This is a genomic window from Klenkia sp. AC732 (assembly GCF_979256525.1).
In genome coordinates this window covers 38,481-58,696 of sequence record NZ_CEEDOS010000006.1, presented here as the reverse complement: position 1 = coordinate 58,696, position 20,216 = coordinate 38,481, and the positions used below count along the sequence as shown (strand labels likewise).

The 20,216-nt window shown below is 75.1% G+C and carries 19 protein-coding genes and 1 riboswitch; of the genes, 11 read left to right on the top strand and 8 right to left on the bottom strand.

Annotation, left to right across the window (positions count from 1 at the left end):
• Positions 1-1,053: an anthranilate phosphoribosyltransferase gene (gene trpD / locus AC0IVP_RS04205; protein WP_471754798.1), complete on the top strand. Its 1,053-nt coding sequence runs from the start codon at positions 1-3 to the stop codon at positions 1,051-1,053.
• Between the two features lie 21 nt (positions 1,054-1,074).
• On the opposite strand, the gene AC0IVP_RS04200 is transcribed toward trpD, so the two are convergent.
• Complete coding sequence (locus AC0IVP_RS04200) at positions 1,075-1,353, bottom strand: Lrp/AsnC family transcriptional regulator (RefSeq protein ID WP_056298006.1); 279 nt, start codon at positions 1,351-1,353, stop codon at positions 1,075-1,077.
• A complete protein-coding gene (locus tag AC0IVP_RS04195; protein WP_471754796.1) occupies positions 1,350-3,215 on the bottom strand; it encodes a DEDD exonuclease domain-containing protein in 1,866 nt (621 codons plus the stop codon). Before AC0IVP_RS04195 ends, AC0IVP_RS04200 begins: the two co-directional genes overlap by 4 nt.
• Positions 3,216-3,396: 181 nt before the next feature.
• Between AC0IVP_RS04195 and AC0IVP_RS04190 the strand changes: the two genes are divergently transcribed.
• From AC0IVP_RS04190 to AC0IVP_RS04170, 5 genes are all read left to right on the top strand, one after another.
• Complete coding sequence (locus AC0IVP_RS04190; RefSeq protein ID WP_471754794.1) at positions 3,397-5,127, top strand: D-alanyl-D-alanine carboxypeptidase family protein; 1,731 nt, start codon at positions 3,397-3,399, stop codon at positions 5,125-5,127.
• Between the two features lie 206 nt (positions 5,128-5,333).
• Entirely contained in the window at positions 5,334-5,606 is a 273-nt protein-coding gene (locus AC0IVP_RS04185) for a hypothetical protein (protein WP_471754792.1), read from the top strand.
• A 173-nt stretch (positions 5,607-5,779) separates the two neighbouring features.
• Positions 5,780-5,971, top strand: a riboswitch (cyclic di-AMP (ydaO/yuaA leader).
• Between the two features lie 16 nt (positions 5,972-5,987).
• Entirely contained in the window at positions 5,988-7,046 is a 1,059-nt protein-coding gene (locus AC0IVP_RS04180) for a C40 family peptidase (protein WP_471754790.1), read from the top strand.
• Between the two features lie 32 nt (positions 7,047-7,078).
• The gene (locus AC0IVP_RS04175; protein ID WP_471754788.1) at positions 7,079-8,311 is read left to right on the top strand and encodes a M48 family metallopeptidase; all 1,233 of its coding nucleotides are present in this window, start codon (positions 7,079-7,081) and stop codon (positions 8,309-8,311) included.
• Positions 8,299-9,456 carry a glycosyltransferase family 4 protein gene (locus AC0IVP_RS04170; RefSeq protein ID WP_471754786.1) on the top strand — a complete coding sequence of 386 codons (1,158 nt, stop codon included), beginning with the start codon at positions 8,299-8,301 and terminating at the stop codon, positions 9,454-9,456. The genes AC0IVP_RS04175 and AC0IVP_RS04170 overlap by 13 nt, the downstream gene beginning before the upstream one ends.
• Here the strand turns inward: AC0IVP_RS04170 and AC0IVP_RS04165 are convergent.
• Positions 9,429-11,237, bottom strand: a complete 1,809-nt coding sequence (locus AC0IVP_RS04165; protein WP_471754784.1) for an AMP-dependent synthetase/ligase — start codon at positions 11,235-11,237, stop codon at positions 9,429-9,431. The two genes, AC0IVP_RS04170 and AC0IVP_RS04165, sit on opposite strands and share 28 nt — an antisense overlap.
• A gap of 164 nt (positions 11,238-11,401) precedes the next feature.
• Here AC0IVP_RS04165 and AC0IVP_RS04160 point away from each other — a divergent pair, with 164 nt between their 5' ends.
• Genes AC0IVP_RS04160 through AC0IVP_RS04145 form a run of 4 tightly spaced genes read left to right on the top strand, consistent with a single transcriptional unit; the run spans position 11,402 to position 14,316 of the window.
• Positions 11,402-11,833, top strand: a complete 432-nt coding sequence (locus AC0IVP_RS04160; protein WP_056298026.1) for an SRPBCC family protein — start codon at positions 11,402-11,404, stop codon at positions 11,831-11,833.
• 7 nt (positions 11,834-11,840) lie between these two features.
• A complete protein-coding gene (locus tag AC0IVP_RS04155) occupies positions 11,841-12,974 on the top strand; it encodes an ArsA family ATPase (RefSeq protein ID WP_471754782.1) in 1,134 nt (377 codons plus the stop codon).
• Entirely contained in the window at positions 12,971-13,318 is a 348-nt protein-coding gene (locus AC0IVP_RS04150) for a hypothetical protein (protein ID WP_056298031.1), read from the top strand. Before AC0IVP_RS04155 ends, AC0IVP_RS04150 begins: the two co-directional genes overlap by 4 nt.
• Positions 13,315-14,316 carry an ROK family glucokinase gene (locus AC0IVP_RS04145; RefSeq protein WP_056298034.1) on the top strand — a complete coding sequence of 334 codons (1,002 nt, stop codon included), beginning with the start codon at positions 13,315-13,317 and terminating at the stop codon, positions 14,314-14,316. Before AC0IVP_RS04150 ends, AC0IVP_RS04145 begins: the two co-directional genes overlap by 4 nt.
• Before the next feature lie 10 nt (positions 14,317-14,326).
• Here AC0IVP_RS04145 and AC0IVP_RS04140 read toward each other — a convergent pair whose 3' ends face one another.
• Both AC0IVP_RS04140 and AC0IVP_RS04135 read right to left on the bottom strand, forming a co-directional pair.
• Positions 14,327-15,556, bottom strand: coding sequence for an ornithine cyclodeaminase, nickel-pincer nucleotide-dependent (locus tag AC0IVP_RS04140; protein WP_471754780.1), 1,230 nt, complete (start codon positions 15,554-15,556; stop codon positions 14,327-14,329).
• Between the two features lie 83 nt (positions 15,557-15,639).
• Entirely contained in the window at positions 15,640-16,323 is a 684-nt protein-coding gene (locus tag AC0IVP_RS04135; protein ID WP_471754778.1) for a hypothetical protein, read from the bottom strand.
• A gap of 115 nt (positions 16,324-16,438) precedes the next feature.
• On the opposite strand from AC0IVP_RS04135, the gene AC0IVP_RS04130 reads away from it, so the two are divergent.
• Positions 16,439-17,200, top strand: coding sequence for a lysophospholipid acyltransferase family protein (locus tag AC0IVP_RS04130; protein WP_235564884.1), 762 nt, complete (start codon positions 16,439-16,441; stop codon positions 17,198-17,200).
• Here AC0IVP_RS04130 and AC0IVP_RS04125 read toward each other — a convergent pair.
• The 3 genes from AC0IVP_RS04125 to AC0IVP_RS04115 are packed head-to-tail and all read right to left on the bottom strand — an operon-like array spanning position 17,186 to position 20,171.
• Complete coding sequence (locus AC0IVP_RS04125) at positions 17,186-17,749, bottom strand: TetR/AcrR family transcriptional regulator (RefSeq protein ID WP_471754776.1); 564 nt, start codon at positions 17,747-17,749, stop codon at positions 17,186-17,188. The two genes, AC0IVP_RS04130 and AC0IVP_RS04125, sit on opposite strands and share 15 nt — an antisense overlap.
• On the bottom strand, positions 17,746-18,675 hold the full coding sequence (locus AC0IVP_RS04120) for an alpha/beta fold hydrolase (protein ID WP_471754774.1): 930 nt from the start codon (positions 18,673-18,675) through the stop codon (positions 17,746-17,748). The genes AC0IVP_RS04125 and AC0IVP_RS04120 overlap by 4 nt, the downstream gene beginning before the upstream one ends.
• Complete coding sequence (locus AC0IVP_RS04115) at positions 18,672-20,171, bottom strand: flavin-containing monooxygenase (RefSeq protein ID WP_471754772.1); 1,500 nt, start codon at positions 20,169-20,171, stop codon at positions 18,672-18,674. The genes AC0IVP_RS04120 and AC0IVP_RS04115 overlap by 4 nt, the downstream gene beginning before the upstream one ends.
• Between the last annotated feature and the right edge of the window lie 45 nt (positions 20,172-20,216).

Sequence of the window (20,216 nt, the reverse complement as noted above, 5' to 3'; positions counted from 1 at the left end):
GTGACCACACCCACCCCGACCTGGTCGGGGCTGCTGACGCGCCTGTTGCGGCGCGAGGACCTGGCCCAGGCCGACACTGCCTGGGCGATGGGCGAGATCATGGCCGGCGCCGCGACACCGGCGCAGGTGGCCGGCTTCGTGGTGGCCCTGCGCGCCAAGGGCGAGGCGCCCGACGAGGTCGCCGGGATGGCCGCCACGATGCTCGACCAGGCCGTGGCGGTGGACCTCCCCCTGGCGTGCGTCGACATCGTCGGCACCGGTGGCGACGGCATGCACACGGTGAACATCTCGACGATGGCCGCGCTCGTGACAGCCGCGGTGGGCGTGCCGGTCGCCAAGCACGGCAACCGGGCGGCGTCGTCGTCCTCGGGGTCGGCCGACGTGCTCGAGGCGCTCGGTGTCGCGATCGACCTGCCGGCGGCCGGGGTCGCGCGCTGCGTCACCGAGGCCGGCATCGGGTTCTTCTTCGCCTCGGTCTTCCACCAGGGGATGCGCCATGCCGCCGCTCCGCGCCGCGAGCTGGGCATCGGCACCGTCTTCAACTTCCTGGGTCCCCTCACCAACCCGGCCCGACCGGTGGCCGCGGCGATCGGTTGCGCCGACGCCCGGATGGCCCCGGTCCTGGCCGCGGTGCTGGCGGGCCGGGGCAACCGTGCGCTCGTCTTCCGCGGGGACGACGGCCTCGACGAGCTCACCACCGCCACCACGTCGGCGGTCTGGGTCGTCCGGGACGGCGAGGTCGTGCCCGAGCGGGTCGACCCGCTCGCCCTGGGCATCGCCGACCCCGGACCCGATGCCCTGCGCGGTGGCGACCCGGCCTACAACGCCGACGTCGTGCGCCGGTTGGTCGGCGGGGAGACCGGCCCGGTGCGGGACGCGGTCCTGCTCAACGCAGCGGCGGCGTTGACCGCCTTCGACGAGCGGGGTGGCCGCCTGCACGACCAGCTGGCCGAGGGGCTGGGACGGGCCGCCGCCGCCGTGGACGACGGGCGGGCCGCGGCGGTGCTCGAGCGGTGGTCCCGGGTCAGCCAGCAGGTACGCGCAGGCTCCTGAGGCGCTGCCCCCGGCGGCGCCTCAGTCCAGGCCGAGGGAGAACGCCGACTCCAGGTCGTGCTGGGAGTAGGCGCGGAAGGCGATGTGGGTCGCGGTGTCGACGACGCCGGGGACCTTGTTGATCCGCCCGGCGACGACGTCGGCGATCTGGTCGAACTCGCGGACCCGGACCAGCGCGACCAGGTCGACGTCGCCGGCGACGGAGTAGACCTCGCTGACCCCGTCGAGGTCGGCGATGGCCTGGGCGACCTCGCCGATCGAGTCGGTCGCGGCGTCGATCATGACGATGGCGGTGATCACACCCGGGAGGCTAGCGCCGCCCGCGTCCGTCGGCCGTCCGCGCGTCCGCGGGTCGGGCGGACGCGGTCGGGCTGGGAGCTGGTGCGCAGGGACCGTGAGTCCCCGAAGGGGTCCCGGGCGTCCCGGCCGGCCTCCACGAGGTCCAGGAAGCCGCTGAACGCCCCCGTGCCGGGGACCGGGCTGGCCAGGGTGCCGGTGACGTCGACGAGCCGGGTGCCGGGCTTCTCCATCCAGCGCAGCACCAGCTCCGTCTCGTCCACGGTGGCGGCCAGCTCGTCCTCGGGCCCTGTCGGCGTCTCCGCGGTGGCCCGCAGCCCCTCCAGGTGGGCCCGCACGGAGGTGCCCCGCTCCGCGACCCCGGCGGCGACGAGGCGGCCCCGGCGGACCACCGACAGGGCCCAGCCGCCGGCCCCGTCGGGTCGGGCCAGGGTCAGCTCGGACACCGCGGCCAGCAGCTCCAGCCGCTGCCGGCGGCGGACGGCGCGGACCAGGACCGCGACCCGGTCGCGGAGCACGGCCGCGTCCTCGAACCGGCCCTCGGTGGCCAGCCGGTCGACGCGGGCCAGCAGCGGTGCGCACAGCTCCCGGGGGTCGGTGGAGACGGCCGCGGCGAAGACGGCGGCGACGGAGGCGTACTCCTCCCGGGACTGGGCGCCGGTGCACGGGGCGCCGCACCGGCCCATGTCGGCCAGGGCGCACGCGGTGCCGGTCCCGCTGGGGGACAGTCGGCCGCTGCACTGGCGCAGCGGGAGGGACTCGTGCACCGCGGCCACCGCGGCGTCGGCCGCCCGCCGGTCGGGGAAGGGGCCCAGGAAGACCCCGGCGCCGGGCCGCACGCGACGGACCACCGAGAGGCGCGGGAACGGCTCCTGGGTCAACCGCACCCACAGCGCCCGCTCGGGGAACCGGCTGCGCTTGTTGTACCGGGGCTTGTGCTCGGCGATCAGCCGCAGCTCGCGGACGGCGGCCTCCAGGTCGTGCGCGCAGGGCAGCGCCTCCACCCGCTGGGCAAGCGTCACCATCTCGGTCATCCGGCTGCGCTGCTCACCGGCGGAGAAGTAGCTGCGCACCCGGGACCGCAGGTCCGTCGACGTCCCCACGTAGAGGGGCTCGTCGCGGGGCCCGCGGAAGACGTAGACGCCGGGGCCGTGCGGCACGTGTGCCGCCAGGTGCCGCTTCTTGCGGCGGGCCGGGTCGACCTGCCGGGTCAGCCCGGTGAGCTCCTCCAGCGAGGTCACGCCGAGGGGGCCGAGGCGTTCGAAGAGGCCGTGCAGGACGTCGACGGTGGCCCGGGCGTCGTCCAGGGCGCGGTGGGTCGGGGTCGTCCGGGCGGAGAAGAAGGGCGCCAGCGTGCCCAGCTTGCAGTTGGGCACCTCGTCGCGGGTGAGCAGCCGCCGGGCCAGCACCGCGGTGTCCACCGAGGCGAAGGCGGGCCAGGACAGCCCGGTCGACGCGCACGCGGCCCTCAGGAAGCCCAGGTCGAAGGGCGCGTTGTGCGCGACCAGGACGGAGCCGCGGGCGAACTCCAGGAAGTGCGGCAGCACCGAGTCGATGCGCGGTGCGGCGGCGACCATGATCGAGGTGATCCCGGTGAGCACGCTGATGTAGGGCGGGATCTCCACGCCCGGGTCGACCAGCGTCTGGAACTCCCCGACGACCTGGCCGGCCCGCACCTTGACCGCGCCGATCTCGGTGATCGCGCAGTCGGTCGGGGAGCCGCCGGTGGTCTCCAGGTCGACCACGACGAACGTGACGTCGGCCAGCGGGGTGCCCAGGTCGTCGATGGTGACCTGCTCGTAGCGGCCCGCGGTGGGCGGCACACGCAGGTCCAGCGAGAGGCGGGGCGCAGGGGTGGCGGGCACGTCGCGGAAGGTAGGCAGGGGGTCCGACAGTCCTGCGGACGACGCGCCGCGCGCACTCGAACACGCGTGCGGGTGAGGGCTCCCCGGGCCGGCTGGCGTGGGCTGCATCACCGGGGCACCCTCTGCTCGTTGTGCAGTGCGCCCGACACCGACGTCGGGCGCTGGACGGGAGGTGGACCCGGTGCGACGGCGCTCGCTGGGCCCGGTGCTGGCCGCCCTCGTCGTCCCCGCCGTGCTGGTGGGCACGCTGTCCGCAGGGACCGGTCCGGCGGTCGCGGCCCCCAGCTCGCAGCCGGGCGGCACCACGGGGGTGCTGGACAGCGCCGAGCTGAGCGCCCTGCAGGAGCAGGCCGCGCAGGTGCAGACCGACCTCCAGGACCGGCAGGCCGCCGTCACCGCCGCACAGCAGCAGCTCGACGCCGCGCAGGCCGAGGCGGACGCCGCCACGCAGGCGGTGGCCGATGCCGCGGACGCGCTGGGCCGGGAGCGGCTGGCGGTGGGGGAGTACGCCTCGGCCGTCTACCGCGACGGGGGTGCCCCCACGCCGCTCGGGCTGCTCCTCGGCGGGGCCGACCCGGGCGACGTGGTGTCCGCGATGGGCTACCTGGACGTGGTGGACGCCCGTACCGCCGAGGTGCTCGCCGGTGCCGAGAGCCGGCGGCAGGGGGCGCTGGCCCGTCAGGCCGCTGCCGACCAGGCGTTGGCCGGCAGTCGGGCACAGGCCGACCTGGTGGCGGCGGAGAGCGGTCGGCTGGAGGCCGCCGCCGCGGCGGTGACCACGGAGCTGGACCGGGCGCTGGGGGTCGTGGACCGCCAGCTCGCGCAGCTGCAGGCCGAGCAGCTGGACGTCAACGCCGCCACCGCCGCGAACTGGCGCGCCTACGTGGACCAGCTCGCGGCAGCGGGCGTGGCACTGCCGCCGGCCACCGCGTTGCGTGACCCGGTCGCCGGGCTGCCCGCGGGGTTGGTCCCGGTCGGCGGGGTCACCGGGGCCGCCCAGGCCGGGGCGGCCCAGTTGCCGCGCCAGCCCAGCTCGCTGCTGGTGCTGCCCGCCGAGACGGTGGCCGCGGTCAGTGCCGCGATGGCCGACCTGGGGCTGCCCTACGCGCCGGGGACGGCGGGTCCGGAGTCCTTCGACTGCGGATCGCTGGTCCAGACGGCCTACGGCGCGGCCGGGGTGGTCCTGCCCGGCACCCAGGGCGAGCTGTTCGCGTCCACCGCCCCGGTCGAGCCGGCCGACGTGCTGCCCGGTGACCTGGTCTTCCTGGGGACGCCGGAATCCGGGCTGGGCCACGTGGGCCTGGCCCTGGACCGCCAGACGATGCTGGCCGCGGACGGCCGGGCGGGCGCGGTCGTCGTCCGCACGCTGCCGGCGGACCAGGTGCTGGGCATCGGGCGGCCCAGCCTGGCCACCCGGGACGCCGTGGACGTGCCGGGACCCACGGCTGGTGCGCTCCCGGTCGAGTGCGGCAACCCGGTGTACCCGGCCAGCTACGACGGCAGCCGGTCCTGGGGCGGGTACCCCAACGGGCTGATCCCGCCCTCGGCCATGTGCCCGCTCGGGGTGGGCGGCCACACGCTGCGGTGCGACGCCGCCGCGGCCTGGCGCGCGCTGTCGGCGGCCTTCGCCGGGCAGTTCGGCGCCCCCCTGTGCATCACCGACTCCTACCGCAGCTACGCCGGCCAGGTGACCCTCTACGGCCAGAAGCCCGCGCTGGCGGCGGTGCCCGGCACCAGCAACCACGGGTGGGGCCTGGCGGTGGACCTGTGCGGGGGCGTGGAGTCCTTCGGGACGACGCAGTACGTGTGGATGGCCGCCAACGCCGGCCGCTTGGGCTTCGTGCACCCGACCTGGGCAGACCAGGGCAACGGGCGCGAGGAGCCGTGGCACTGGGAGTACGCGGCCACCTGACCGTTCGCGCCACCGGAATTGTCGGTGGTGCGTCCTAGCGTCCGCGGCGACGGACCGACCGGTCCGGCGACCGTTGCCAGGAGGCTCCCGTGCTCATCGACTGCGACACCTGCACCGTCCGCGGCCAGGGGTGTGACGACTGCGTCGTCACCGTCCTGCTCGGGGCCCCGCCGGGGTGGCGGGGGAGCGACCCGACCGTGGTCCCGATGACGCGGCGGCCCACGCTGGCAGACCGCCTGGGCGACCGTCGGGACGCTGTGGGGGCCGCGCCCGACGAGGTGGTCGCGGGGCTGGGCGCCGCGCTGGTCTCCGGTCCCGCCGGGAGCGGGCCCGACACGCCCGGGGTGCAGGGTGACCGGGCTCGCGGGGTGGTCGTCGAGCTGGACGACGTGGAGCGTCGGGCCGTCCGGGCGTTGGCAGAGGTTGGCCTGGTCCCGCCGCTGCGGCACCAACCCCCGACGAGCCGCGAGGTGGGCTGAGAGCCAGCCGGGGCCGCGTGCGTCGGATCTGGCAGGACCTGTCGACCGACGGGTGTCCCTCTTGACACATGGTCGACCCGATCGGGCCCGATGTGACTCGTTGTCTCGGTCCGGTCACGCCCGTACGGTGTCCTTCGTCCGGTCGGGCACACGTCACCTCATCGGGTGACCTCGGCCGGTCACCGCCGAACTGCTCGTCCCCCGGGGCGGGCGGACCGGGGACCCACCGCAGTCCTGGGGTGAGTTCTCGCGCGGGCCACCTCGGTGACCCGCACGCGCCGATCCCGGTCGGAGCGCAGAGATAGGGCGTCGTCTTCCACGCCCGAACCCGTCAGCTAACTCGGTAGGCGGTCAGACGTGGAAGAAGGAGCTCGCGCGCCCGTGGCGTCCCCCAGCCCTGCCCTCGGACGAGACCGGTCCACCCCCTCCCGCCACCTCGGCCGCGGGCTGCTGATCGGCGCGGCGGCGAGCCTGGTGCTCACCGCCCTCCCCGGCACCGCGACGGCCGCACCGGATGCGGCCCCGACCGGGGCCACCCAGGCCACCACGCCGGAGCAGGCCACCGAGCTGGTGACCGAGGCCAACCACCAGCTCGAGGTCGTGACCGAGCAGGTGAACGAGGCGCGGGTCCAGCTCGCCGACCAGCAGGCCGCGGCTGCCACCGCCGACCAGGCCGTCGCCGACGCCGCCACGCAGCTGGCGAGCCTGTCCGCGCAGATGGACCAGGTCGCCCGCAGCGCGTACACCACGAACCCCTCCAGCTTCAGCGCGCTGATGACCAGCTCCTCCCCGGAGGACTTCCTGGCCCAGGTCAGCACCCTGGACGTCATCGCCGGGCACACCAACGACCTGGTCGACCGGGTGGCCCAGGCCGCCCAGACCGCCGCCGACGCGCAGTCCGCCGCGGACACCGCAGCCGCGGCCGCGCAGCAGGGCCTGGACGCGGTCACCGCGCAGCAGACCCAGCTCCAGGAGCAGATCGCCACCTACCAGGCCCAGTACGAGGCCCTCACCGCCAGCCAGCAGCAGCAGGTCGTCACCGCGCACAGCGGTGCCGAGGTCACCGCCCCCACCACGGTGGCGGCTGACAGCGAGCTGGCCCAGGCCATCGTGGACACCGCGATGGCCCAGCGCGGGGACTCCTACGTCTGGGGAGCCGGCGGGCCGGACAGCTTCGACTGCTCCGGGCTCACCGCATACGCCTACGCGGCCGCCGGCGTCTCGCTGCCGCACTCCAGTGCGTCGCAGGCCCGGATGGGCAACGCCGTCTCCCGCGGGGACCTGCAGCCCGGTGACCTCGTGTACTTCTACAGCCCGGTCAGCCACATCGGCATCTACATCGGCAACGGGATGATGGTCCACGCGCCCACGTCCGGTGACGTCGTGAAGGTCTCCAGCGTGGACATGTCCGGCTACGCGGGCGCGCGCCGGCTCGTCTGAGCCGCACAGCCGCGGCGGCTACTGTCCCGGCCGTGAGTCCCCGTCGCCTCGCGCTGGGAACGGCGCTCGTGCTCGGTGCGGCCCTGGTCGTCGTGCTGTGGCTGCGCATCCCGTGGGAGGCCACCCCGACGGTCACGGACCCCACGGCCGGGTTGACCGCCGACCAGGTCTCCCGGGCCGACGCGTTCGCCGGTGCCCTGCGCCCGGCATCCCTGGCCAACACGGCCCTGTCACTGCTGGTGGCCGGGGTGCTGGGCCTGACCCGCGCGGGGTCCCGGCTGGTCACCGCCGCTGCCCGGCCGCTGGGCGGCGGCTGGGTGTGGCAGGTGCTGCTGGGCACGGTCGCGCTGTCGGTCGTGGCCCGGCTGGTGACGCTGCCGTTGGCCGGGTACGGCGAGGTGGTCCGGCACCGGTACGGGCTGTCCACCCGCAGCTGGGCGCTGTGGGCCCGGGACGTCGCGGTCGACACCGCGATCACGGCCGCGCTGACCGCGCTGGGCCTGCTGCTGCTGGTCTGGCTGGCGCGCCGGGCGCCGCGGACCTGGTGGGCGTGGGCCGGGGCCGGTGCCGCCGGGCTGGTCGTCGTCGGGTCGTTCCTCTACCCGGTGGTCATCGAACCCGCGTTCAACTCCTTCACCAGCCTCCCCGAGGGACAGCTGCGCACCGACCTGCTGGAACTGGCGCAGGAGTCCGGGGACCCGGTGCAGGACGTGCTGGTCGCCGATGCCAGCCGGCGGACCACGGCCCTCAACGCCTACGTCTCCGGCTTCGGCTCCAGCCGCCGGGTCGTCGTCTACGACACCCTGCTCCAGCTGCCCGACGCCGAGATCGAGTCGATCGCCGCCCACGAGCTCGGCCACGTGGCCACCGACGACGTGCTGACCGGCACCCTGGTGGGCGCGCTCGGCGCGGGCGCCGGGGTCGCCCTGCTGGGCTGGGTGCTGGGCTCCACCCCGCTGCTGCGCCGCGCCGGGGCCGACGCCCCCGGCGACCCCCGGGTGGTGCCGCTGGTGCTCTTCGCCATCGCCGTCGGCACGCTGGTGTCCACGCCGGTGCAGAACGGGGTGTCCCGGCAGCTCGAGGCGCGCGCCGACCAGCACGCCCTGGACCTCACCGACGACCCCGACGCCTTCGCCGACGTCATGCGCCGGCTGGCCGTGGCCAACCTCAACCAGCCCGACCCGCCCGCGGCCTGGCAGTGGTTCTTCGGCTCGCACCCCACCACCGCCCAGCGGGTGGCCGCCGCCGCGGAGTGGGACCGCTGACCCGGGTCCTGGTCGTCACCAACGACTTCCCGCCCCGGCAGGGCGGGATCCAGACGTTCGTGGCGGCCCTGCTGGACCGTGTCCCCGCGGCCGACCTCGCCGTGCTGGCCTCCACGTCACCGGGCGCCGCCGAGCACGACGCCACGCTGCCCTACCGCGTGGTCCGCGCTCGCACCTCGATGCTGCTGCCGACCCCTGGTGCAGCCCGTGCCGCCCGGGAGCTGGCCCTCGACCACGGGGCGCGGACCGTCGTCTTCGGTGCCGCGGCGCCGCTGGGGTTGCTGGCGCCGGGGCTGCGCCGGGCCGGGGTCACGCACAGCATCGGCATCACGCACGGCCACGAGACCGGCTGGGTCGCCGTCCCCGGTGGACGGCAGCTGATGCAGCGGATCGCGAGCGGGCTCGACGTCGTCACCTACATCTCCCGCTACACCCACGACCGGCTGGCGCCCGCGCTGGCGTCCCGCACCGCGATGACCCAGCTGTCGCCCGGGGTGGACGTCGACCGCTTCCACCCCGCCGTCGACGGCTCCGAGGTGCGCGCCGAGCACGGCCTGGGCGAGGCCCCCGTGGTGGTCTGCGTGTCCCGGCTGGTGCCCCGCAAGGGCCAGGACGTCCTGCTGGCCGGCTGGCCGCAGGTGCTCGCCCGGCACCCCGGGGCCCGGCTGCTGCTGGTCGGCAGCGGCCCCCTGGAGGGGGAGCTGCGGCGCCGGGTCGCCGCCGACGCCGGCCTGCAGCGGTCCGTGGTGCTCACCGGTGGTGTGGACCCGTCCCGGCTGCCCGCCCACTACGCGGCCGGGGACGTCTTCGCGATGCCCTGCCGCACCCGCCGGGCCGGCCTGGACGTCGAGGGCCTGGGCATGGTGTTCCTGGAGGCCGCCGCCTGCGCCCGACCGGTGGTCGCCGGCACCTCCGGGGGAGCGCCCGAGGCCGTGCGGGACGGCGTCTCCGGGCACGTGGTCGACCCCCGCTCACCCGGTCAGGTGGCCGCCACGATCGCCGACCTGCTCGACGACCCGGTCCGGTCGCGCGCGATGGGCGCGGCCGGCCGGGCGTGGGTCGAGCAGCGCTGGTCCTGGACGACGATCGCCGCCGGGTTCCAGGGCCTGCTGGCGGGTCAGCGCGAGGCGGACGAGGACGCGTAGAGGGCCTCGACCTCGCCCGCGTACTCCTTCATCACCACGTTGCGCTTGAGCTTCAGGCTCGGGGTCAGCGTCCCGTTGTCCTCGGTGAAGTCGACGTCGAGCACCCGGAACTTGCGGATGGACTCGGCGTGCGACACGGCCTTGTTGGCCCGGGTCACCGCGGCGTCGAGCTCGGCCAGGACGTCGGGGTCGTCGCGCAGCTGGGCGGCGGTGAGCGAGGCGTCCTTGCCGTGCGACTTCAGCCAGGCCGGCAGGGCGTCGGCGTCCAGGGTGATGAGGGCGGCGATGAACGGCTTCTGGTCGCCGACCACGATGCACTGGCTGACCAGGGCGTGGGCGCGGACGGAGTCCTCGAGGACCGCGGGGGCGACGTTCTTGCCGCCGGCGGTCACCAGGATCTCCTTCTTGCGCCCGGTGATCTTCAGGAAGCCCTGGCTGTCGAGCTCGCCGATGTCCCCGGTGTGGAACCAGCCCTCGGCGTCGATGGCCTCGGCGGTGGCCTTCTCGTTCTTCCAGTAGCCGCGCATGACGATCCCGCCGCGCAGCAGCACCTCGCCGTCCTCGGCGATGGCGGCGTCGGTGCCGGGCAGCGGCCGACCGACGGTGCCCATCTTGAAGGCGGCGTCGTGGTTGACCGCGGCGGCGGCGGTGGTCTCGGTCAGGCCGTAGCCCTCGTAGACGGTGACGCCGATGCCGCGGAAGAAGTGGCCCAGCCGCTCGCCGAGCGGGGCTCCGCCGGAGATGGCGGCCACGCAGCGTCCGCCCAGGGCGGCGCGGAGCTTGCCGTAGACGAGCTTGTCGAACACCGCGTGCTGGAGCTTGAGCCCGAGCGAGGGGCCACCGGTGTCCTGCGCCCGGGACCAGGCGACGGCCACGGCGGCGGCCTTGTCGAAGACCTTGCCCTTCCCGCCCTCGTCGGCGGTGGCCTTGGCGGAGTTGTAGACCTTCTCGAACACCCGGGGGACGGCCAGGACGAAGGTGGGCTGGAACCGGCCGAGGTCGCCCACCAGGTCCTTGATGTCGGGGGTGTGCCCCAGGACGGTGCGGGTCTTGATCGCACCGACCTGCAGGACCCGGGCCAGCACGTGCGCCAGCGGGATGAACAGCAGCATGGAGCCGTCCCGGTTGAGGAACTTCTCCAGCAGGGTCATGCCGTTGCCGATCTCGAACAGGAAGTTCGCGTGCGTCAGCTCGCAGCCCTTGGGGCGCCCGGTCGTGCCGCTGGTGTAGATCAGCGTGGCCAGGCTGTCGGGGGTCAGGGTGGCGCGGCGGGCGGCGAGCTCGCTGTCGGGCACCTCGTCGCCGGCGGCGGACAGCGTGCCCAGGGCGTCCTCGTCGATGACCCAGACCGGGCCCAGGTCGGGGGCCTGGTCGCGCACCGAGTCGACGGCGGCGGCGTGGTCGGCGGACTCCACGACGATCGCCCGGGCGCCGGAGTCGGCCAGGATCCAGGCGATCTGGTCCGAGGACGAGGTCTCGTACACCGGGACGACGACGGCGCCGGCGGTCCAGATGGCGAAGTCGAGGACGGTCCACTCGTAGCGGGTCTTGGCCAGCAGCCCGACCCGGTCACCGGCCTGGACGCCGCCGGCGACGAGCCCCTTGGCGACGGCGCGGACCTGCTCGGCGAACTCGGCGTGCGTGACGTCGACCCACCGCTCGCCCTCCTGGCGACGCAGACCCACCTCCGCGCCGTGCTCGGCGGCGTTGTGGGCCACCATGTCGGGCAGTGCCTCGTCGGGGCCCACGGTGTGGGTGGGGGGAACGCTCAGCTCGCGCACGCCGGTCCTCTCCTCCCCGCGCGGGGTGTGGCGGCTCCGTCGCTGCCGACCCGGGGGACGCGGGATCTGACCACCCAATCTAGTGGTCGGCGGCCACCGGCGGGTGCGGCCCCCTCCCGGGCTCAGGCGGACCGCCCCGACGCCGGGCGACTACCCTCCCGCGCATGGCCGACCAGTCCACCCAGTCGATCGTCATCGACGCCCCCGCGTCCGACGTCATGGCCGTGATCGCCGACTTCCCGGCCTACCCGCAGTGGGTCTCGGCGGCCAAGCAGGTCGACGTCGTCGCCCCCGGCGCGGGTGGTCGCGCCGAGCAGGTGCACTTCGTGCTCGACGCCGGTGCCGTGAAGGACGACTACGTGCTCGCCTACACCTGGGAGGGCGACCGCCGGGTCAGCTGGACCCTGGTGCAGGGCCAGATGCAGAAGCGGCAGGACGGCAGCTACACCCTCGTCGAGCGCGAGGGCCGCACCGAGGTCACCTACGCCATCACCATCGACCTCTCCATCCCGATGATCGGGATGATCAAGCGCAAGGCCGAGAAGGTCATCCTCGACACCGCGCTCAAGGAGCTCAAGAAGCGCGTCGAGGCCTGACCCGGCAGTGCGCACCCTCCTCGTCACCGGTCCGGGTGGAGCCGGCAGCTCGACGGTCGCCGCCGCGACCGCCCTGGCGGCCGTCGCGAGCGGGGACCGGGTCGTCCTGCTGACCACGGCGCCGCCGAGGGCGGACCTGGTCGGGCGGGTCCCGGTGCGGGTGGTCGACGCCCAGCGCGCGCTGGAGCACGCCTGGTCCGCGCACGCCACCGAGCTGGCCGCGCTGGTGCCGGTGCTGACCGTGCCACCGGGCACCTCCGTCGTGCCGGTCCCGGGGACGACCGAGGTCGCGCTGCTGCTGGCCCTGGGTGAGCTGGCCGAGGCGGGGGAGACCGACCTGGTCGTGGTGGACCCCGGCCCGCTGCCCGCGGCGACGGCGCTGCTGGCCCTGCCGGGTGCGCTGCGCTGGTGGCTGGGGCAGCTGGCCCCGGCCCGGCTGCGCGTGCTGGCCACGGTCAGGGCACTGGCCTCCCGCGGGCGCCCCGGTGCCACCGAGGCGGCGCTGGCCGCCGTCACGACCCTGGAGGCGCTGCTGGACCGGGTGCCCGCTGAGCCCGCCGTCCACCTGGTGCTGCCGCCGGTCCCCGGTGCCGACGCCGTGCTGCGCACCGCCGGGACGGCCCTCGGGCTGCTCGGGCACCGGGTCGCCTCGGTGACGCTGTCCCGGGTGCAGCCGGCCGGACCGGGGGAGTGGGCAGCCGCCCGGACCGCGCAGCAGGAGGAGGTGCGCACGGCACTGGAGGCCACCGGTCTGCCGGTCCGCGTCGTGCCCGAGACGGCCGTCGCCCCGCAGCACGCCGCCGACCTGGTCGCCCTGGAGGCGGCGGTGCCGACCACCGGGGGGACGGCCCTGCCCCGGCCCGCCCCCGTGCGGGAGGGGCAGCAGTGGCTCCTCGCGGTCCCGCTGCCCTTCGCCGAGCGGGGCACCGTGCAGCTCACCCGATGGGACGACGACCTGGTGCTCGACGTCGGCGGCCGGCGCCGGTCGTCCACCCTGGACCCCCTGCTGCGGCGCTGCACCGTCACCTCCGGCACGCTCGAGGACCCGGGCACCGCGGCAGCCACCCTCGTCGTCCGCGCCACCCCCGACCCGGCCCAGTGGCCGGCCGGGCTGCTGAACCCAGAACGGAGTCCCGCGTGACCGGTCCGACCCCCGACTGGGGTGCCCAGCTGCGCGGCCTGGCCGACGCCGCCGCGGGCCTGATCGGTGGCCTGACCGCCACCGTGTCCGCCGCACCGGCCGAGGGCCCTGCGGGTGACCACTCCGCGGAGTGCCGCAGCTGCCCGGTGTGCACCGCGCTCGCCGTCCTCCGCGGCCGCCGGCCCGACCTGTCCGAGGCCCTCGCCGACGTGCTCGCCACCGCGGCCGCCGCGCTGCGGGCGCACACCCCGACCGAGACCACCGCGCCAGCACCCCAGAGTCCCGAGGAGCACGTGTCCCCGACCCCGCCGCCCGCCCCCGTCCAGCGCATCGAGGTGGCATGAGCCCGTCCGTGGACCAGACGGCCGCCCTCGACCTGCCCGCCCTGGGCATCGACATCGGCGGCACCAAGGTCGCCGGCGGGGTCGTGCTGCCCGACGGCACCATCACCGACACCGCCCGCCGGGCGACCCCCGGGAAGTCGGTCAGCGCGACCGAGGACGCCATCGCAGCGGTCGTCGAGGAGCTCGCCGACCGTCACGGCGGGCCGCTGGTCGGCGTCGGGGTCGGTGCGGCCGGGTGGTTCGACCGCACCGGGGACACCGTGCTCTTCAGCCCGCACCTGGCCTGGCGCAACCAGCCGTTGCGCAAGGACCTCGGAACCCGGCTGCAGCGCCCGCTGTGGGTGGGCAACGACGCCGACGCGGCCGCCTGGGCCGAGTACCGCTACGGCGCGGCCCGGGGGAGCGACCTGGCGCTGGTGATCACGCTGGGCACCGGCATCGGCGGCGGCATGGTCATCGACGGCCGGCTGCAGCGCGGCGCGCACGGCGTGGCCGGCGAGTGGGGCCACATGCGCGTGGTGCCCGACGGCCGGCTGTGCGCCTGCGGCAACCGCGGCTGCTGGGAGCAGTACGCCTCGGGCAACGCCCTGGGCCAGACCGCGCGGGAGGTGGCCAACAGCTCACCGGCCGCGGCCGCCTCGCTGCTGGAGCGGGTCGAGGGGCAGGCCGATCGGCTGACCGGGGAGCACGTCGCCACCGCCGCCGCGGCCGGTGACCCGCTGGCCCTGGAGCTGCTGGCCGAGGTCGGCACCTGGCTGGGGCAGGGCATCGCGGACCTGTCCGCGGTGCTCGACCCGGGCGTCGTCGTCATCGGGGGTGGGGTGAGCGTGCTGGGGGAGATGGTGCTGGGCCCGGCCCGGGCCCGGCTGGAGCGGGCGCTGCCCGGCCGTGGCTTCCGTCCCGGCCCGCAGGTGCTCGCCGCCGAGCTGGGCGCCCAGGCCGGCCTGGTCGGCGCGGCGGACCTGGTCCGCCGCGCCGTCGCCGAGGGCGTCGCCTGAGTGGCTGGACTCAGCAGAGCTCGCGGGCCAGCTGTTCCAGGAACAGGCCGATGTCGGTGACGATGCCCATCGCCTGCGCGGAGCCGCGGTCCGCGAGCTTGGTGACCGTGGCCGGGTTGATGTCCACGCAGACCAGCGGGATCGAGGCCGGCAGCAGGTTCCCGGTGGCGATCGAGTGCAGCATCGTGGCCACCATGATCGTGAAGCCCACCCCGGGCAGCTGGGCGCGCATCGCCCGCTGACCGTCGATGACGTCGGTGACGACGTCGGGCAGCGGGCCGTCGTCGCGGACCGAGCCGACGAGCACGAAGGGCTTGCCGGCCGTCACCATCGCGTGCATGACGCCGCCGGTGAGCACCCCGGACGCCACGGCCGCGGCGATGGAGCCCTCGGCGCGGATGGTGTTGATCGCCCGGATGTGGTGCTCGTGGCCGTGCGGGACGCCGGACCCCTTGGCCAGGTCGACGCCCAGCGACGTCCCGTAGAGCGAGGACTCGATGTCGTGGGTGGCCAGCGCGTTGCCGGCGAACAGCACGTCGACGAAGCCGGCCTCGACCAGCCGGACCATCGCCGGGGCGGCACCGGTGTGCACGACCGCCGGGCCGCCGACCCAGAGCACCTTCTGCCCGGCGGCCTTGACCTCGCGCATCGTGGCCGCGATCTGCCGGACGAGGACCGCCTGCGGCTTCTCCGAGGACGCGGTGGAGGACATGAACCCGAAGTCCTCCTCGGTGCCCCGGGCGGCCTGCTGCGGCAGCTCCACCCGGACCCCGGCCGCGCCGCAGACCACGGCGTCCCCGGCCCGCACGTCGCTCACCGGCACGGTGTCCACGACGGTCCGGCCGTCCTCGGTGGACACGACCAGACCGCAGTCCATCTCCGGACGGCGGACCCGGATCCAGGTGGCGTCCAGCCGGACCAGGGTCTCCAGGTTGGTGGTCGAGTAGAACGCCGGCGGGAAGACGCCGTCGCGGGGCGCGGGCTCGGTCGTCGCGGTGCCCGGGTCGACGGCGTTCGCGCCGTGCACCTGCACCCGCATGAGGATCCGCTCCAGCAGCTCGGCGGTGTCCGCGGAGACCTCGACCAGTGCCCGGGACTCGTCGGCGTGCTGACGGCCCAGGTCCAGGCTCTGGATCCGGTAGTCCCCGCCGTACTCCAGGACGTCGTCCAGCACCCGGGCCAGGATGCCGGTGTCCATGAGGTGGCCGGACAGGGAGACCGTCGTCGTCTGGGAGCTCACCGGCCCATGGTGACGCACGACACGGCCCCCGTGCAGGGACCCGCCGCGTGCGGAGCGCGCGGTGGGGGCACGGGGGTCCTCCTTCAGACGACGGCGCCGTCCCCGTCGTCGTCGGTGCGGTCGCGCATCCGGGAGACCAGCAGCGCGACCCCGCCGACGACGCCCAGCACGCCCAGCACGATGCCCAGGTCCGAGCTCAGCCGCACCGCGCCCGGGGCGATGATGCACAGCGCGCCGGCGGCGATGAGCAGCAGCGCGTAGAGCGACACCGGGGCCAGCACCGGCAGCGGGGGTGGGGTGGGCGGCTCGAAGTGCTCGTCGGGCCGGTCCAGCACGTCGGGCTCCGCGGGCGGGGGAGGCGGGTCCTCGCGGGGCTGGTCGGTCACCGGCGGGACGGGGCCGGACTCGGCCTCCCAGCCGGCCACGATGCGGGCGAACTCGGCGTCGGTGGCCGCGCTGTCCTCCTCGGGACGGCGGCGTGCCGGCTCGGGCTCGGTGGGCAGGTGGTCGTCGCCGTGGGTGTCGACGACGGTGCGGGCCTCGGCCCGGCGGGCCCGGTCGACGAAGAGCCGGTCGGTGGGCGGGGAGGGCAGGAACTGGGTGCGCGTGTAGGGGCCGACGTCGGTGGAGGGGGCCAGGTAGGCGGCGATGCCCTCCTCGCGCAGCACGTCGAGCAGGTGCTCACCGACCCGCGGGTCCACGTCGCGCAGCGGGTGCCACAGCGAGGCGTCCAGGCCGTTGTCGCGCCGGCCCCGTCGTCCGCTCACGCCGTCCACCCCTGTCCTGTGCCCGTCCCGGCCGACCGCGCCCCCCGCGGGTCGGCGTCCCCCCGATTGTGGGGTGGGCCTCGTGCTACCTAGTCTGACAGTCCCTGAGGGAGGCGTGTTGTTCTACTGGTTCCTCAAGTTCGTGGCCGTCGGGCCGATCGTGCGTCTGGTGTTCCGTCCGCGGGTCTCGGGCGCGGCGAACGTGCCGCGGCGCGGGGCGGCGGTGCTGGCGAGCAACCACCTCTCCGCCTCCGACTGGGTCTTCATGCCGCTGGTGCTGCGGCGCCGGGTGACGTTCCTGGCCAAGGCCGAGTACTTCACCGCCCCCGGGGTCAAGGGCTTCCTGCAGCGGGTGTTCTTCGCCGGCAGCGGCCAGGTGCCCATCGACCGGACCAGCGCCGACGCCGCCGAGGCCGCGCTGTCCACGGGCATCCGGATCCTGGGCGAGGGCAAGCTGCTGGGCATCTACCCCGAGGGCACGCGGTCGCCCGACGGCCGGCTGTTCCGCGGCAAGACCGGGGTCGCCCGGATGACCCTGGAGACCGGTTGCCCGGTGGTGCCGGTGGCGATGGTGCCGACGTCGTCGTTCCGGTTCCTCGGGCGGACCTTCGAGCGGGTCACCGTGCGGATCGGTGAGCCGTTGGACTTCTCCCGCTACGAGGGGATGAGCGGCGACCGGTTCGTCGAGCGGTCGATCACCGACGAGATCATGTACGAGATCATGACGCTGTCGGGTCAGGAGTACGTCGACCTGTACGGCGCGAAGGTGAAGAAGTCGATGGACTCCACCGGGGCGACCGCCGTGGAGGTCGTGGGCAGGCTGCAGCCCCCGCCGCACGAGAGCGCCGACCGGCTGCCCAGCTCACTGGCGGGTTAACCGGTCCAGGACGTCGCTGGCCAGGGCGAGCAGTTCCTCGCGGGTCATCGTCGAGGGGTCGGCGGTCCAGCCGACGACGAGGTCCTCGGTGAAGGCGAACCAGGCCCGGACCAGCTGACGGTGCCGGGCGTCTTCGGGCAGGCCGACGGTGCGCAGGGTGCCGTCGACCAGCCGCTCCCGGGCGCCGGTGTAGACGTCGGCCACCCAGGGGTCCCCGCCGCCGGCGCCGCGCACGAACGCGACGTAGGACTCCCGGTAGGTCTCCACCCACTGCACGAACCGGTCGAGCATCCCGGCGTGCGCCCCGGGTGCCGGGGCGCCCTCGCCGAGCACGTGGTCCAGCAGCAGCTCGGCGGCCGCCGTCGTCACCGCGGTGTAGTAGTCCTTCTTGGTCGCGAAGTAGTGGAACAGCAGGCTGCGGCTGATGCCGGCCCGCCGGGCCACCTCGTCGATGGTCAGCTCCTGCACCGGGGTGGTGGGCAGCAGCTCCAGGCCGATCTCGACCAGCTGCGCCCGGCGGTCGGCGGCCGACCGCCGGGCGGCGGTCACAGCGCGCCGGCGACCAGGCGCCGGATCGCCTCGGTGACCAGGTCGGGTCGCTCCTGGGGCAGCATGTGCCCGCAGCCGGGGACGACCTGCAGCGTGGCCGTGGGGATCGCCCCGGCCAGCTTCTCCGAGTGCCGCACGGGGGTCAGCTGGTCGGTGTCGCCGACCAGCACCTCCACCGGGACGGTGCCCAGCTCGGCCAGCGCCTCGGCCTTGTCGTGCGCGCCCAGCGCCGGGTAGAAGGCCACGAAGGACCGCACCGACGACGCCGACATGATGTCCGCGCCGCGGCGGACCATCTCGTCGGTGGCGGCCGAGCCGTAGAGCAGCCCCCGGACGACGGCCAGGTGCCGGGGTGAGGACGGCGGGACCAGCCGGCGCCAGCCCTCCACCCGGCGGGCGTGCCGCACCGCCCAGGCACCGACGGTGGGCAGCAGCCGCTGCTGCAGCCGCTCGGCGGCGGTGCGCGGGGGCTTGCTCAGCTCCCCGGCAGAGGTGTCGACCAGGGCGACGCCGCGGACCCGGTCGCCGATCAGCTCGGGGTGGGCCGCGGCCAGGGCCATGATCGTCATGCCGCCCATCGAGTGCCCGCCCAGCACGACCGGGCCGGTCGGCACCAGCGTGCCCAGCACCCGCGCCAGGTCCTCGCCGAGCAGGTCGATGGAGACCTCGTCGACCGGGCCCCAGGTGGAGCGTCCGTGCCCGCGCTGGTCGTAGCGGACCAGCCGGACCGCACCGGCCGCGACATCGTCGGCCAGGGCGTCGGCGACGTCGTCCCAGGCGCCCTGGGACAACGTCCAGCCGTGGGCCAGCACGACCGTGACCGGGGCGTCGTCCGAGCCGCGGACGGTGGCGTGCAGCTGGGCGCCGTCCGCGGTGGGGACGGCGTGGGTGGTCCGCAGGACCGTGCGCTGTGCCGAGGTGGTCATGCCGTCGTCCCCACGTAGTTGTCGCGGTCCAGGGTCCTGGTGAGCCTGCGGAACCGGAAGGTGAAGTCCGGCCAGAGGGTGGTGTTGTGGCCGTGCTCGTCGAGGTACCAGGAGCCGCAGCCGCCGTCGAGCCACACCGTGCCGGCCGAGCGCTCGGCGATCAGCGCGCGGTAGGCGTCCTGGGCGGCCTGGGTGGTCTCCAGGGTCACCAGGCCCTCGTCGTCCATGGCCTGCAGGGCGTTCGCGACGTAGGCGACCTGGGACTCGATCATGTAGACCATCGAGGTGTGCCCGACCCCGACGTTGGGGCCGACCAGCAGGAACAGGTTGGGGAAGCCGGCGACGGTGCTGCCGCGGTTGGTGGCCATCCCGTCGGTCCAGACGTCGGCCAGCGTCCGGCCGTCCTTGCCGGTGATCCGGTGCGCGATCGGCAGGTCGGTGACGTGGAAGCCGGTGGCCAGCACCAGGGTGTCGGTCGGCCGCTCGACGCCGTCGCGGGTGACCACGGAGTGCGGTCGGACCTCGGCGATGCCGGCGTTGACGACCTCGGCGTTGGGCGCGGTGACCGCCGGGTACCAGTCGTTGCTGATCAGGATCCGCTTGCAGCCGATCGTGTAGTCCGGGGTCAGGGTGGCGCGCACCTGCGGGTCGCGGACCTGGCGCTCCAGGTGGGTGCGGGCCAGCTTCTGCACCGGGGCCAGGAAGCGCGGGTTCTTGGTGATGCCGACGGCGAGGAACTCCCGGGAGGCGTAGAGCACGCCGCGGACGGCCTTCTGCAGGCCGGGCACCCGGCGGTACAGCCGGCGCTCCAGGGGGGTGGTGGGCCGGTCGCCGCGGGGGATGACCCACGGCGGGGTGCGCTGGTAGACCGTGACGGACCCGGCGACGGGCTGGATGGCCGGCACCACCTGGATGGCCGAGGCGCCGGTGCCGATGACGGCGACCCGCTCACCGCTGAGGTCGTGCGCGGCGTCCCAGCGGGCGGAGTGCATGACGGTGCCGGCGAAGTCCTCGATGCCCGGGATGTCGGGGTAGGAGGGGTCGGCGAGCGCACCGGCCGCGGACACCAGCACCCGGGCGGAGACCTCGCCGGTGGAGGTCTGGACCCGCCAGCGGCGGGCCTCGGCGTCCCACTGCGCGCCGGTGACGTCGGCGCCGAAGACGTGGTGGCGCAGGACGTCGTAGCGGGCTGCGACGCCCTGGAGGTAGGCGAGGATCTCCGGCTGCTCGGAGTAGGTGCGCGGCCAGTCCGGGTTGGGCGCGAAGGAGAACGAGTAGAGGTTGGACTGCACGTCGCAGGCCGCCCCCGGGTACGTGTTGTCGCGCCACGTGCCACCGACGTCGGGCCCGCGCTCGAGCACCACGAAGTCCTCGATGCCCATCTCGCGCATCCGGATGGCCATGCCCAGGCCGGCGAAGCCGGACCCGATCACGGCCACCCGCACCTCGCGGGTCTCCTCCCGCTGCTGCGGCTGGCTCTCGAGCGTGCTGGTCACCGGTCGGCTCCTCTGCTGACGGCTGGGTCGCCCACGGGCTTGCTG